Origin of the sequence: Pontibacter diazotrophicus (genome assembly GCF_003367245.1) — a bacterium.
Taxonomy (GTDB): domain Bacteria; phylum Bacteroidota; class Bacteroidia; order Cytophagales; family Hymenobacteraceae; genus Pontibacter; species Pontibacter diazotrophicus.
The window spans coordinates 111,457-124,970 of sequence record NZ_QRGR01000010.1; the positions used below are offsets into that span (position 1 = coordinate 111,457).

The window sequence follows — 13,514 nt, forward strand, 5'->3', positions numbered from 1 at the left end:
TCCTGAAGAGCTGGTCCCAAACCCGGAAAAAAGGCAGAAATATCTTCCTGGTGAAAGGATCCATTTTAGGAATGGTTACGGCTACACTTTCTGAGTTATTTGTCTACTATGAGTTGACTTTTGCTGAAGGACTAACTGAAATACTTATCTCCTATCGTTTTTTATTCAAAATCACAATCTACACATTGGCTGCCACCTTATACTTTAGCTATATGTGGAAATCAAATTGTAAAAGATATAACGCTCGAAAAGAAGAAAAGGACTTTTAAGGAGTTTCTAACATTTTCTATACTATGAAACAACTCTGCTTCGCCACCAATAACAAACACAAACTGTCCGAAGTAAGCCAGATGCTGGAGGGAAAGTATGAACTACTGAGCCTGCAGGACATTGGCTGCCACGAAGAACTGCCCGAAGAGCAGGACACGCTGGAAGGCAACTCCAGGCAGAAGGCGGAGTATGTGTGGCAGCATTATAGTGTAAGCTGCTTTGCTGACGACACGGGGCTGGAAGTCGAAGCATTGAACGGTGCCCCGGGAGTCTACTCCGCACGCTATGCCGGACCGCAGCGCTCCGACAGCGACAACATCCGGCTCCTACTGCAAAGCCTGGAGCCGCACGAAAACCGCAAAGCCCGCTTCCGCACTTCTATTACGTTGCTACTGGACGGGAAGGAGCATCAGTTTGAGGGCACTGTGGAAGGCACCATCAACAAGGAGTGGAAAGGCAACAAAGGCTTCGGCTACGACCCGGTGTTTGTGCCCGATGGCTACGACCGCACTTTTGCTGAAATGAGCGCAGCCGAGAAGAACGCTATCAGCCACCGTGGGCGCGCGGTGCAGCAGTTGGTGGCTTTCCTGAAAGCGCTCTGACTCATTGGCTTTAAAAAAGTGCGATGGCATTGGTCTTGTTCTGCTTAATGTCGTAATTTTGTAGCCTGAAACCATAGCTTCCTATGCAAAAGCCATTTATTGTCGGAATTACAGGAGGTAGTGCTTCAGGAAAAACGACTTTTTTGAACCAGCTACTCACGTCGTTCTCACCGGAAAACGTTTGCCTGGTCTCTCAGGACAACTATTACAAAGCCCGCGAGTTTCAGACCAAGGACCTGAACGGAGTCGTTAACTTTGACCTTCCCTCCTGCATCGATGACAAAGCGTATGCACACGACATACTTAAGTTAAGCCAGGGCGAAACTGTTTACCGCACCGAGTATACTTTTAACAACCCGAACGTAGTGCCAAAGCAGCTGGAGTTTAAGCCGGCTCCGATTGTGGTCGTGGAGGGTATCTTCGTTTTTTACTTTGAGGAGATTGCTAAACTGCTGGATCTGAAGGTATACATCGACGCAAAAGAGTACATTAAGCTGCAGCGTCGCATTGTGCGTGACCGGATAGAGCGGGGCTACGATCTGGAAGATGTGCTGTACCGCTACACGCACCATGTGGCACCGACCTACGAAAAATACATTAAGCCGTATAAAAATGACGCCGACATCGTTATCCCGAACAACAACCACTTCGAGAGAGGATTAGAGGTGCTTACCACATTCCTAAACGCGAAAATAAAAGCATGAGGCACAAGTTTGCTGTAATCGGACTGGGCATATTCGGAAACTCCATTGCCCGCACACTGGCAGAACGTGGCGCCGAGGTAATCGCCATTGACTACTCGGAAGATCACGTGGAAGCCATAAAAGATGAGGTTGCCTATGCCGTGGCCTTTGATGCCACCGACATCCGCGCACTGGAGGCTCAGAACATCCAGGACATGGATGCCGTGATAGTGGCCATCGGCGAAGACTTCGAGGCCTTGCTGATTACGACGGCGAACCTGCAGGAACTGAACGTGAAGCGTGTGATTACGCGGGCCTCTAACAAGCAGCAACGCCGCATTCTGGAGAAAATGGGCGTGCAGGAGATTCTGTCACCAGAGGGCGAGGTAGGCAAAACGGTGGCGGAGCGCCTGCTGCAACCCAGCATCCGCACGTTCCTTCCTTTGCCTGACAACTACGAGATTGTAGAACTGAATGCCCCGCGCAACGTCGCTAACCGCAGTGTCGCCAAGATATCCCTCCGCGAAAAGTATAATCTCAACCTGATCACGATAAAGCGCTTTTTTGAAGAGATTCAGGACGGGAAGCCAACGCAGGTAGAGCATATTATTGGCGTTCCGAAAGCAGACACCATCATCTATCCCTCAGATATTCTGATTCTTATCGGTAAAAAGCACGATGTAAAACGATTTATTGATATAAACCGCTAAGGATTTCTTTTTTAAAATAAAAAAGGCATTACATTTGTAAGCAATAGATTACCAATGCCAAACGCTAAAAACATATCCAACTGCTTAAAGCATCTTCTGATGTCTTTTACCCTGCTGTGGGCGCTTATGCTCAACGGCCAGGAAGTAGTGGCGTATACTTCGGCGGTAAATGGCCCGGCACAGCAGTCCAATTCCAAACTGGCTACTGTTCCTGCTTCAGAGAATAAAAATTTTGTAAAGCAGAAGGTATCGCTGGAGGCGACGACCTCTTTTGTGGCACTTAACCTGCAGCAGGCCGCAGTGCCACTGCCGCAGCAGCCATCCTTTGCCAAACCAACTGACGAACTTTTGCCGGCTTACACGACCATACCTCCGGGTATAGGCTTTGTGTCCCGTATTTTCCCTATCACTATTCAGCCTAACGCCCCTTAGGCATTCCTCCCCTTCGTTTTTTATTCCCTTTGCTAAATTCCAGCGCTTCGGCAGGCTAATATTCTTTAGCCGACGGAACGCATCTGAGGCCTTTTATAGTTGCCTATAAAAGGAGAAGGGAAAATTTAGAGTATTCAAACAAATTCAATTATACCAATTCTATTATTAATCTAAAATGCGGAATAAAACATTCATCATTGTTCTGACAGTTATCGTATCGGTACTTTGCCTTTACTACCTGTCTTTCTCTTTTGTTGCCCGCAGTGTGCAAAACAAGGCTGAAGCGTATGCCACGGATGCACAAGGCAATGTAAATCCTGCAAGAATGCAGAGTTACCTCGATTCTGTTTCACGGGAGCCTGTTTACCTGGGCATGACCTATCAGGAGGTAAAAGAAAACGAACTTGGCCTTGGCCTTGACCTGAAAGGCGGTATGCACGTGGTGCTGGAGGTTTCTCCGGTGGAGATTATCCGCTCCATGTCTGGTAACAGCAAAGACCCTAATTTCCTGAAAGCCCTTAACCGTGCTCAGGAATTGCAAAGAAATAGCCAGGAGCGCTTTACAAGGCTTTTTGCTGAGGCCTACCGTGAAGTAGAGCCAGACGGTCGCCTGAGCCGCATCTTCTCTAACACTGCGAACCGTGGCAGAATCAGCTACGAGTCTACGAACGAGGAGGTTGTTGAAGTAATTGAGGCAGAAGTAGATGACGCCATTGATCGTTCTTTCAACATCCTGCGCACGCGTATTGACAGATTTGGCGTAACGCAGCCAAACATTCAGCGCCTGGAAGGCACTGGCCGTATCCAGATTGAGTTACCAGGTATCGATAACCCGGACCGTGTACGTAACCTGTTGCAGGGTATGGCGAACCTCGAGTTCTGGGAAGTATGGTCTCCACAGGAGTTCGGCCCTTACTTTGCTCAACTGGGCCAGTACCTGGATGAACAGCAGCGCGCCGGCAACCTGAACATTGCTGCAGGTAACACTACTACTCCACAAAATGCCGCTGGCAATGAAGCCGTTGTACAGGATGCAGCGGAAGATATTGATGTGCTGGCACAGGCTGCTGTAACAGACTCTGCCGTTACAGATACTACTGCTATCGCTTCTGCACAGACAGACACTGCTGCGAGAACTTCAACGCTTGACTCTTTAGCTAACGCGCAGCAAAATAGTGTACTGGGCAGCCTGTTTACACAAATGCCAGGCGGTATCGGTGCGAACGTACGCGATACAGCCCAAATCAATGATATCCTCAGCCGCACGGAAGTACGCGGCATGTTCCCTCCTAACATGAAGTTCCTGTGGAGTGTGAAGCCAATTTCAGGCGATAACCGCCAGGAGTTTGTAGAGTTCTACGCGATTAAAAGAGGACGTGGTGGCGATGCCCCACTAACTGGCGAGGCCATAAACGATGCCCGTCAGGACTTTGACCAGACAGGTCGCCCGGAAATCAGCATGACGATGAACCCAACAGGAGCTAAGAAATGGGCTCGCCTGACAGGTGATAACGTAGGTCGCCAGGTTGCTATCGTACTAGATGACTATGTGTATTCTGCTCCAGTTGTACAAGGTGAGATTACAGGCGGTAGCTCTTCTATCTCCGGTAACTTTACTGTAGAAGAAGCACAGGACTTAGCAAATATCCTGAAAGCAGGTAAAATGCCAGCTCCAACACGCATTGTGGAAGAAGCCGTAGTAGGTCCTTCTCTTGGTCAGGAGGCTATTAACCAGGGTCTGATTTCTACTTTGGCTGGTTTCGCTATCGTGGTTATTTTCATGATTGCTTACTACAGCCGTGGCGGTTTTATTGCTGACTTAGCCCTTCTTTTCAACGTGTTCTTTATCCTGGGTGTGCTGGCACAGTTCAATGCTGCGCTTACACTGCCTGGTATTGCCGGTATCGTACTTACACTGGGAATGGCCGTGGATGCGAACGTACTGATATTTGAGCGTATGCGGGAAGAATCCCTCAAGGGTTTGCCGATGCGTGAGATCATCAACAAAGGATATGACAAAGCTTTCAGTACCATTTTGGATGCGAACGTTACAACATTCCTTGTAGGCTTTATCCTTTACTTCTTCGGTTCCGGTCCTGTGAAAGGCTTCGCTATTACCCTGATGATCGGTATCGCAACCTCTTTCTTTACATCAGTATTCATCTCCAGAGTATTTGTTGAGAATGCGTTTAAGAGAGGTGGCAAGCTGTCGTTCTCGACGCTGCTTTCCGGCAAGATGTTCCGGAATATTAAGTTTGATGTGATGTCGTACAGAAAACCAGCTTATGCCTTCTCTCTGGCCATATTGGCTTTTGGCTTTGTAGCGATGTACATCAATGGCGGTCCTAACCTGGGCGTTGACTTTAAAGGTGGTCGTTCTTATGTGATAGAGCTTGATCAGGCTGTTCCGGCATCTGATGTACGCACTGCCCTGTCAGATGATTTCCAGAATGCAGGTACTGAGGTGAAAACCTACGACACTCCTAACCGCTTGAAAGTTACAACGAGCTGGTTGGCAGATGACGAAAGTATACAGGCAGATGAGCAGGTAAAAGCAGCTCTGATGAGTGGCCTGGAGGAGTATGGCAATCTGAACCCGGAAATACTGAGCTCCTCTAAAGTAGGTGCCACTATAGCCGATGACATTCAGAACACCGCTTTAATTGCAATGCTGCTGGCCCTGGTAGGTATCTTCCTATACGTAATGCTTCGATTTAGAAAATGGCAGTTCTCCCTTGGAGGTGTGGTAGCCTTGTTGCACGACGCTCTGATGATTATCGCTGTATTCTCTATCCTGGAGCTGTTCGGTATCTCTTATGAGATTGACCAGGTGTTTATCGCAGCGGTTCTGACCATTATTGGTTTCTCTATCAACGATACCGTGGTTATCTTTGACCGTGTACGGGAGTACATGTATGATAATCCGCGTGCACATGTAAGGGAAATTGTGAATCCAGCTCTTATAAGCACTTTCAGCCGTACCATCATTACTTCCCTGACGTTATTCCTGGTAGTTGTGATTCTGTTCGTATTCGGTGGTGAAGTACTTCGCGGCTTCTCACTGGCGATGATTATCGGCGTGCTGGCTGGTACTTACTCTTCCCTGTTTATCGCTACTCCAATTGTAGTGGATACTGTTAAAGAAGAAGAGACACCTGCCACTTCTGCGCAAGTTGCACAACCAGCCCGCTAAGGGACAGGTTTCATCATAAAACAGGAAAGCCCGGATCACATGCTCCGGGCTTTCCTGTTTTATGATGAAATGAACTGGCTCCGGCAGGTTAGATATGGTACAAAAGAAGAAGCCAGCTCCGTGAGGGGCTGGCTTCTTCTTTATGCAAATGCTTTATACTTAAACGGTAATACCGTCAGCAACAACTTCTCTCACTTCAGGCACCATGCGCTTCAGCAGGTTTTCGATACCAGACTTCAACGTAACAGTGGCAGACGGGCAGCCGCTGCACGAACCTTGCAGGAATACAGTTACAACGCCATCGTGGTAAGACTTGAAGGTGATGTTACCACCATCCTGCTCAACAGCCGGGCGTACATAATTTTCCAGCAGGTCAATCACTTTTCTGGAGATTGCAGCGTCTTCTGCGGATGCCTCACCGTCAGTTGCAGTAGCTTCTTCGGGCTTATTAACTGTAAAACCTTCGTTGAACGCCGGTCCGCCAGCCTCAATATAAGACTTTAGGAAAGTGCGCAATTCCGGTATCAGCTTCACCCACTCTATATCTGAGCTTTTCGTAACCGTTACAAAGTTGCTTGCGATGAAAACACGTGATACATAGTCAAAGTTGAAAAGCTCCTGCGCCAGCGGCGACTCCAAAGCGCTTTCCAGGTTCGGATAATCCACGCTCTGGCCGTCCGGCAACAGTTGCACGTTCATCACAAACTTCATTGACTCGGGGTTCGGGTTGGCTTCTGCGTATACAGAAACTACTTGTTCTTTATTTTCTATCATGATATTTCTCTGTTTTATATTAAAACCTAAGGCTATACCTTTAAGTTTCCAAAATTAGTCAATATTTCTGAGAACTAGCAAAGCAGCACCTGTTGCCCGAACGGCAGTTAGCAAACTTAAAGCTGCTGTAGCTTCTGCTCGGGTAGTTAATAAAGTTCTCTCTCTTAAAGGCCAAGCGCCATACATGCAGAAAGCAGTACAACTGATGCTGTAGCTTTAGCAGCAGCCTGATAAATACAAATTCCTATTTCCAGCAAAAAAACCTCTGTAGTTTCTTACGTACAAACCCCTGCCAAAAAGGCTGAAGAGCTGCTTTTATATGTATAATTACGTTTGTTTTATGAATTTATTTATTTTAAACTCTTTTTTCAGTACTATTTGTGACACAAAACGTATCTAACACTTTTACATTGAATGTAAGATTTAACGATACAACTATTATGGAAAGAGAAGATAAAAAGAAAGAAGCAGATAAAGAACAGATGAAGGAAACTATCTCTGATGTCCAGAACAAGTTAAACTCATCAGCAAAGCCCTCAGATGGAAAGAGTGCCGATGATGATGTGGTTAAAGACGAAAACATACCTGTGACTTACATTAACACTTCGCCAAATGTGCCCAAGAAGTAATTATTCCTTTAGATAAATTTTCCCGATACGCATAGAAGCCGCTTTAAGGAGTGAATTGTATGCGTATCGGAAAAAAACCTCATCCTGTTCACCGAAAAGCCATCCCGGATCAGGGTACTACAGCCCCCCAAAAGAAATACCTGCAAACCACCATGCCCGCATCCCTGGTTGTAACGATTGATTAGCTAATTCCTTCAGAAAACGTATCTTTGCACCGCAAGCAAATTTGAACTGTCGTAACACCGCATTCTCTAAACATGCTAACTAATTTCATTCTGCTGGCGCAGGCCCAGCATGCGCTTCCTATTTTCCTGATAATACCTTTCCTGATTCTAATCGGCATGATAGCCGCCGGCCCCATTTTCTTTGGGCACTTCTGGGAACACAACTATAAAACCGTAGCCGTAGTGCTCGGCGTAACGGTGCTGCTATACTACCTGTTTGCCCTGGGAGATTATCATATGCCAGCGCACACGCTCGCTGAGTATATTACGTTTGCAACCCTGCTCAGTTCGCTTTACATAGCCGCAGGCGGGATTTACCTGAATATAAATGCCAATGCTACTCCGGCTATGAACGTGGCTCTAGTGGCAGTGGGAGCTGTATTAGCTAACTTTATTGGTACTACCGGCGCCTCGCTCCTGCTTATCCGGCCGTTCATAAGACTTAACGTTCATCGAATTAAGCCTTACCAAATCATTTTCTTCATCTTTATTGTAAGTAATGCAGGCGGCTTGCTTACCCCGCTCGGAGACCCTCCCCTGTTCATTGGCTTTATAAAGGGAGTCCCTTTCTTCTGGACATTACAACACCTGTTTACACCATGGGTGCTGTCTATAGCGCTGCTTTGCTTACTTTTCTTCCTGGTTGACAGACGCAATAAAGAGACAGCCTTTACACCACGCCCGGAAGTAGTAGCGAAAAACGAGGAGAAAACTGAATTTCATTTTAGCGGCAAACGCAACCTGTTTTGGTTGGCGATTATAATCGGTGCTGTATTTCTGGACCCGAACGTAATAGATGGCCTACCTCATATTTACTATGATGGCAACAAATTCTCTTACCTGCGCGAAATCATTCAGCTGGCTGCTGCATTTATGTGCTACCGCTTTTCCAACAAGACGGCGCTGGCTGGCAACAAATTTAACTTTCACCCTATCCTGGAGGTGGTGTTCCTGTTTTTTGGTATCTTCTTTACTATGATGCCCGCCCTGCAGCTTTCTGCTGAGATTGCCTCTGCACCGCAGTATGCACAATTCATCACACCTAACTTCCTGTACTGGGTAACCGGTTCGCTTTCCGGCTTCCTTGACAACGCGCCTACTTACGCTAACTTCCTGTCGCTGGCAATGGCTAAATACGACATGGCCCAGAACATGCCGGCAGATGTAAAACAATTTGCGACGGGTACTTCTGCGGCAGGCTTAGATACTTTAATTGAATTAGAAGCCATTTCTTTAGCCGCCGTACTCTTCGGAGCCTTTACGTATATCGGTAACGGACCTAACTTTATGGTGAAAGCGATTGCAGAAAGTGCAGGTATAAATATGCCAACTTTCTTTGCGTACATCCTGCGTTACTCTATTCCGTTCCTGCTGCCAATTCTGGCACTGGTTTGGTTCCTGGTAGTACACCTTCGGATATTTTAAGAGCTCACGCTCCTAAAGCAAGAACGCCACCCTGGAAACAGGGTGGCGTTCTTGCTTTAGGCGATTTCTGGATTTATACTTATCTTCCCTATACCAACCGCTTGATGTATGACAAAGCTAAAGCTGCTCTTCCTCTATTACAGAAGCCTCCACAGCTTTAACCTGCCCTTTTCGTTGCTGGTTGGGGTATTTTGCATTGCTATTAGTGAAAACAAAGTGGCTGGTCTGATAAATGGCTTTAGCCTGTGCCTGCTTACAGGTGGCTTTGCACTAGCCCTGTACCTGTATGAGCAGCGCCACAGCCAACAATATTACTTTTACCACAACCAGGGACTGAGCAGGCTACAACTGGCTGTAGGTACCTTGTCGGTTAACCTGCTGCTGATTTTCCTACTGTTTCTAGTTAAAATATACCTGCTGCATGGTTAAGCATACACTGGAGGTGGATAGTGTGTTGTATTCCTTCGGGGAAAGGAAGCTCCTGAGCGATGTATACCTGAACTGTGGTACAGGTGAGATAGTGGGACTGCTGGGCCGGAACGGCTGCGGCAAAACAACTTTGCTCAAGATTATCTTCGGCACCAAACACACCGACAACAAGCACATCAGCATTGACGGGAAAGTCTACACAAAGCCTTATCTGCATGCTGGCCTACTTGCTTACCTGCCCCAGCAGGGTTTCCTGCCCAAAAATATCCCGCTATCCGAAATACTAAATCTGTACCTTCCTCAGCAGGACAAGCGGAACATAGTAAAACAGAACATACGAATAAAGCAGCACCTTACGAAGCGAGCAGATGAATTGTCAAAAGGAGAGCTGCGGTATTTTGAATTGCTCCTGCTCTTGCAGTTAGACGTAAAATTCCTGCTGCTTGATGAGCCATTCTCCGGGGTAGAGCCGCTGTATGTAGAGCAGATAGAGGAACTGCTTCAAAGCCACCTGCCCACCAAAGGCTTTCTCATTACAGACCACGATTACCGGGCAGTGCTCCGGGTAAGCCAACGGCTTATCTTGATTACAGACGGTGCCTGCAGACCCATTACCCATACCGATGAGCTCATAGACTGGGGATATATGCCGGCAAGCACCGCTACGGAGAGTTAGCTCCCTTTAAACAAAGCCGCTGTTCGTTACCTATACCCGTTATACTATAAATACGATATATAACGTTTATATATAATAGTATAGCTATGTGGATAAATACAGTCCCTGCGAGTAAAGCCCTATCGCCAAACTATGAAAACACACTTCAAAGGGCAAGGTATGCTGATACCCTTGCTACTATTCACACTTTGCCTGCATGTCGCCACATTGCAGGTACACGCACAACAGCAGGTGGTACAATTCTCCGGCCTTGTTACCTCTTCAGACAGTCTGCAAAATATGGCAGGCGCATCGGTGTATGTCCCCAACACTACCAGGGGAGTACAAACGACAGGTAATGGTTTTTTCTCTCTGCCCGTCCTGCCCGGCGACAGTGTTGTCATTAGCATGCTGGGCTATCAGAAACAGTACATCATCATTCCGTTAGACTACTCAAACCAAAGCTATGCTACGCACATACAACTACAGGAAAGCGCTACGGAACTGCCAACCGTGGATGTAATGCTGGGCAACGGAGCAGGAGCTTAAAGCAGCAGTAACCAGGGTGAAGCTTCCAAAAGAGCAGGAGTTAAAGGTTGACCTGGGGCCGTTGCAGTATAAATCTATATTACATGGACCGCTGATGGATGCAAACGACAATGCCCGGCATGGCGTACAGCAACAAATGCATCAACTGAATGGCAGGCACATGTTCATGAACAACATCAGGCTTTTTGGGGTACCTATCAGATGAAGCTTCTAAAACGCGCAAAAGCCTCCTGCAGGCAAAAACACCGTGCAGGAGGCTTCAAATATTTCCTTAGAAGTGCCTACAGCTATACCTTATTTGCCTGCTGCCGCATCAGGAAGTCTGCCAGCACGAGGGCGGCCATGGCGTCTACAATAGGCACAGCGCGTGGCAACACGCAAGGGTCGTGGCGGCCTTTACCTTTCAAGGTAATGTCTTCTCCTGTATCATCAATGGTTTGCTGCGGCTGCAGGATAGTGGCGACAGGTTTAAAGGCTACATTAAAGTAGATGTCCTGCCCATTGCTGATGCCGCCCTGTATGCCGCCGGAGTAGTTCGTACGGGTACGGATGTTGCCTTGCTCATCGGTGTAAAACTGGTCGTTGTGCTCTGAGCCGCGCATCTTCACGCCTTCAAAACCGCTGCCATACTCAAAGCCTTTTACAGCGTTGATGCTTAGCATGGCCTTGCCTAACTCCGCGTGCAGCTTATCGAAAACAGGCTCTCCTAAACCGGCTGGCACACCCTGTACCACGCAGCTTACTACGCCGCCAATCGTATCCAAGCTATCGCGGGCTTCTTCTATCAGGCCTATCATGCGGGAAGCTGTGGCACCGTCCGGGCAGCGCACGATGTTGGAGTCAATCTGGTTCAGGTCGAGTTCGGTATATGGCTTTTGCAGCTTTATCTTGCCCACCTGCGACACGTACGACTTCACGCTGATGCCGTGCTTCTCCAGTAATTTGGCTGCCAGGGCGCCTGCGGCCACACGCGCCACGGTTTCGCGGGCTGAACTGCGTCCGCCACCCCGGTAGTCGCGGGTGCCGTATTTAGCAGTATAGGTATAATCGGCGTGCGACGGGCGGAAGGCGTGCTGTATGTGGCTGTAGTCGTGGCTGTGCTGGTCTTTGTTGTTCACCACCATCGAAATAGGCGTGCCCTGCGTCCTGCCTTCGAAAATACCAGACAGTACTGTTACCTTGTCTTCCTCCTTGCGGGGTGTTGTAATGGCAGACTGTCCCGGGCGCCTGCGATCCAGTGCATGCTGAATTTCCTCCAGGTTCACCTCCAGGCCAGCGGGGCAGCCATCTATAATAACGCCCACAGCCGCGCCATGCGACTCACCAAATGTTGTTATGCGGAAAAGCTTTCCGTACGTGTTGCTCATGTTCTATTTCTTTAGGAAAACGAAGGCTGTTATAAGAAGTAATACTAGCAGAATAATGTTTGTGTAGCGCTTGATCGTGTCGAAAAAGTGTACATCCACCAGTGTATTGTCTTCGTTCTCGATGATATTATAAAAAGACCCTAAATCTCTGGTCAGGACTAATGCATCGCTGCCGCGGGCACCCGTAATCCGTACCTGTAGCGAAGGCCGCAGCGTATCGTAGGCTGCCGTTGTTGGGTTAAAGTAAATCCAATGCAGCATGTTGCCCATGTTGTATTGCCCCGGCTCCCGTGGCAGCACGGCATAGGCAAAGGTTTTGGACCCCATCACTCTACCGGAGCGCTTTGTTACATCCTGCCGCACATCGGGAGGGTAAAACTCCAGCCCTGGCGGCACTTCCGGCGCAGGCGGCATAATGGCAGCAAGGTTCCCTTCCCCGTTTACTTCGAAAAGATAAGTAAAACTTTTGTTTGCAGCCACTCTTTTCTTCGACAGGCTCTCGGTTAAGCTGTAGTTACCAACCGGCACCACATCGCGCAGCGGGTGGGGAGGCAGTTCCTTCACCGGTATCACGCGCTCACGTGAGTAAAATATCTTATAGCCTTCCTGCCGGTCTTCTGCCAGCAGGCTCGGATTCTTCGCCACCCTGTACTTGATCATCTGCAGCTTCAGTTGCGGAAACCGGAGTGGCTCCAGGTTTAGCGGGTATAGTACTGCCTCGTACAATTTAAAGCGAAGGTAGGGCTCCCCCTGCACAATCACGTTTTCAGGAGTAATCTCTGTGAAATCGAACGTCTCCTCCCAGGTGTTTGGCTGCTTTAGCTGCCGCATGATACCTGTTAGCTGGTTAGCAAAGTCGTAGAAGTCTAGTAGCCGCTGGTCTGTCTCTGCCAGGTAAAAGTACAGCACCACGTTGATGCCTTCCCCCACAAACACTTCTTTTTTATCTGTGTATACTGTCAGGAAGGCATTGTCTTCTTTATCTATAAACTCCGGCTCATCAGCTGCGATGGAATCTTCATCCTCAGCAAGAAGATCAGGCATGTTAAGCTGCTGTGGGGTGTTCAACTGCATCGGAGTCACCTCTATCGGCATCCCTCTGGACTTTAGCGTTTTCCCGTTCACCTGCATGGAGAAAGGCTTCAAAACATACTCCCCCTCCTCCAATGCCGCGTAATTCTGCGTGATGGTAAGAATAGTAGTGGTTTTGCCTCCAGTAATGATTGTTTTGGTGGAGGAGTACTTGTTACTCTTCTTAAAGCCTTCTATTTCCGGAAAAGGCGTGTATTCCTCTAACTGCTGATCCTGCAGTTTAACTGAGATGGTATAGTATTGGTTGAGAGGCAGCGGGCTCTTACCTAGCTCAAGACTGATCTGCTGCGCCCAGGCCGGGCCAGCGAAAGCAACACAGAGAAGAAACAAAAGGACAAAGAGCCGCATAAGCACATGCCGTAGGGGCACAACCAGATTATAAGTCACAAAAGGCAAATTTACTAAATTAAAGCACTTACAGGTAAGTGTCTACAAAAATTACACCGTAGTTGGGTCAGGTGCACCCTGCGTCAGCAGCGT

15 protein-coding genes are annotated in these 13,514 nt (G+C 48.1%); 12 read left to right on the top strand and 3 right to left on the bottom strand.

Features of this window, described 5'->3' with window-relative positions; translation table 11 throughout:
* The first annotated feature begins 293 nt into the window (after positions 1-293).
* The 5 genes from DXT99_RS10655 to secDF all read left to right on the top strand — a co-directional run bounded on the left by DXT99_RS10655 (position 294) and on the right by secDF (position 5,890).
* Positions 294-872 (top strand): non-canonical purine NTP diphosphatase, encoded by a 579-nt coding sequence (locus DXT99_RS10655; protein WP_115565542.1) that lies wholly within the window; start codon positions 294-296, stop codon positions 870-872.
* A gap of 83 nt (positions 873-955) precedes the next feature.
* Positions 956-1,576, top strand: coding sequence for a uridine kinase family protein (locus DXT99_RS10660; RefSeq protein ID WP_115565543.1), 621 nt, complete (start codon positions 956-958; stop codon positions 1,574-1,576).
* On the top strand, positions 1,573-2,265 hold the full coding sequence (locus tag DXT99_RS10665) for a potassium channel family protein (protein WP_115565544.1): 693 nt from the start codon (positions 1,573-1,575) through the stop codon (positions 2,263-2,265). Before DXT99_RS10660 ends, DXT99_RS10665 begins: the two co-directional genes overlap by 4 nt.
* Positions 2,266-2,364: 99 nt before the next feature.
* Entirely contained in the window at positions 2,365-2,697 is a 333-nt protein-coding gene (locus tag DXT99_RS10670) for an RNA methyltransferase (RefSeq protein WP_115565545.1), read from the top strand.
* Between the two features lie 175 nt (positions 2,698-2,872).
* Positions 2,873-5,890, top strand: coding sequence for a protein translocase subunit SecDF (gene secDF / locus DXT99_RS10675; RefSeq protein WP_115565546.1), 3,018 nt, complete (start codon positions 2,873-2,875; stop codon positions 5,888-5,890).
* 159 nt (positions 5,891-6,049) lie between these two features.
* On the opposite strand, the gene DXT99_RS10680 is transcribed toward secDF, so the two are convergent.
* Positions 6,050-6,664 (bottom strand): NifU family protein, encoded by a 615-nt coding sequence (locus tag DXT99_RS10680; protein ID WP_115565547.1) that lies wholly within the window; start codon positions 6,662-6,664, stop codon positions 6,050-6,052.
* A 440-nt stretch (positions 6,665-7,104) separates the two neighbouring features.
* Between DXT99_RS10680 and DXT99_RS10685 the strand changes: the two genes are divergently transcribed.
* The 7 genes from DXT99_RS10685 (at position 7,105) to DXT99_RS10710 (ending at position 10,780) form a co-directional block, all read left to right on the top strand.
* Positions 7,105-7,293 carry a hypothetical protein gene (locus DXT99_RS10685; protein WP_115565548.1) on the top strand — a complete coding sequence of 63 codons (189 nt, stop codon included), beginning with the start codon at positions 7,105-7,107 and terminating at the stop codon, positions 7,291-7,293.
* A 59-nt stretch (positions 7,294-7,352) separates the two neighbouring features.
* The gene (locus DXT99_RS27710) at positions 7,353-7,478 is read left to right on the top strand and encodes a hypothetical protein (RefSeq protein ID WP_262511359.1); all 126 of its coding nucleotides are present in this window, start codon (positions 7,353-7,355) and stop codon (positions 7,476-7,478) included.
* Positions 7,479-7,550: 72 nt separating this feature from the next.
* A complete protein-coding gene (locus tag DXT99_RS10690) occupies positions 7,551-8,942 on the top strand; it encodes a sodium:proton antiporter (RefSeq protein WP_115565549.1) in 1,392 nt (463 codons plus the stop codon).
* Positions 8,943-9,050: 108 nt separating this feature from the next.
* The gene (locus DXT99_RS10695; RefSeq protein WP_115565550.1) at positions 9,051-9,371 is read left to right on the top strand and encodes a hypothetical protein; all 321 of its coding nucleotides are present in this window, start codon (positions 9,051-9,053) and stop codon (positions 9,369-9,371) included.
* A complete protein-coding gene (locus DXT99_RS10700; protein ID WP_115565551.1) occupies positions 9,364-10,047 on the top strand; it encodes an ATP-binding cassette domain-containing protein in 684 nt (227 codons plus the stop codon). Before DXT99_RS10695 ends, DXT99_RS10700 begins: the two co-directional genes overlap by 8 nt.
* A gap of 132 nt (positions 10,048-10,179) precedes the next feature.
* Entirely contained in the window at positions 10,180-10,575 is a 396-nt protein-coding gene (locus tag DXT99_RS10705) for a carboxypeptidase-like regulatory domain-containing protein (protein ID WP_115565552.1), read from the top strand.
* Positions 10,576-10,591: 16 nt separating this feature from the next.
* Positions 10,592-10,780: a hypothetical protein gene (locus DXT99_RS10710; RefSeq protein ID WP_115565553.1), complete on the top strand. Its 189-nt coding sequence runs from the start codon at positions 10,592-10,594 to the stop codon at positions 10,778-10,780.
* Positions 10,781-10,862: 82 nt separating this feature from the next.
* Here the strand turns inward: DXT99_RS10710 and aroC are convergent, their stop codons facing one another.
* Together aroC and DXT99_RS10720 are read right to left on the bottom strand one after the other, a co-directional pair.
* Positions 10,863-11,942 carry a chorismate synthase gene (gene aroC / locus DXT99_RS10715; RefSeq protein WP_115565554.1) on the bottom strand — a complete coding sequence of 360 codons (1,080 nt, stop codon included), beginning with the start codon at positions 11,940-11,942 and terminating at the stop codon, positions 10,863-10,865.
* A gap of 3 nt (positions 11,943-11,945) precedes the next feature.
* Positions 11,946-13,382, bottom strand: a complete 1,437-nt coding sequence (locus tag DXT99_RS10720) for a BatD family protein (protein WP_181885093.1) — start codon at positions 13,380-13,382, stop codon at positions 11,946-11,948.
* Between the last annotated feature and the right edge of the window lie 132 nt (positions 13,383-13,514).

Coding starts and splice junctions, on each gene's coding strand:
- secDF (WP_115565546.1), top strand. CDS start 2,873: ATGCGGAATAAAACATTCATCATTGTTCTGACAGTTATCGTATCGGTA.
- DXT99_RS10655 (WP_115565542.1), top strand. CDS start 294: ATGAAACAACTCTGCTTCGCCACCAATAACAAACACAAACTGTCCGAA.
- DXT99_RS10660 (WP_115565543.1), top strand. CDS start 956: ATGCAAAAGCCATTTATTGTCGGAATTACAGGAGGTAGTGCTTCAGGA.
- DXT99_RS10690 (WP_115565549.1), top strand. CDS start 7,551: ATGCTAACTAATTTCATTCTGCTGGCGCAGGCCCAGCATGCGCTTCCT.
- DXT99_RS10670 (WP_115565545.1), top strand. CDS start 2,365: ATGTCTTTTACCCTGCTGTGGGCGCTTATGCTCAACGGCCAGGAAGTA.
- DXT99_RS10720 (WP_181885093.1), bottom strand. CDS start 13,382: ATGCGGCTCTTTGTCCTTTTGTTTCTTCTCTGTGTTGCTTTCGCTGGC.
- aroC (WP_115565554.1), bottom strand. CDS start 11,942: ATGAGCAACACGTACGGAAAGCTTTTCCGCATAACAACATTTGGTGAG.
- DXT99_RS10705 (WP_115565552.1), top strand. CDS start 10,180: ATGAAAACACACTTCAAAGGGCAAGGTATGCTGATACCCTTGCTACTA.
- DXT99_RS10680 (WP_115565547.1), bottom strand. CDS start 6,664: ATGATAGAAAATAAAGAACAAGTAGTTTCTGTATACGCAGAAGCCAAC.
- DXT99_RS10695 (WP_115565550.1), top strand. CDS start 9,051: ATGACAAAGCTAAAGCTGCTCTTCCTCTATTACAGAAGCCTCCACAGC.
- DXT99_RS10685 (WP_115565548.1), top strand. CDS start 7,105: ATGGAAAGAGAAGATAAAAAGAAAGAAGCAGATAAAGAACAGATGAAG.
- DXT99_RS10700 (WP_115565551.1), top strand. CDS start 9,364: ATGGTTAAGCATACACTGGAGGTGGATAGTGTGTTGTATTCCTTCGGG.
- DXT99_RS10665 (WP_115565544.1), top strand. CDS start 1,573: ATGAGGCACAAGTTTGCTGTAATCGGACTGGGCATATTCGGAAACTCC.
- DXT99_RS27710 (WP_262511359.1), top strand. CDS start 7,353: ATGCGTATCGGAAAAAAACCTCATCCTGTTCACCGAAAAGCCATCCCG.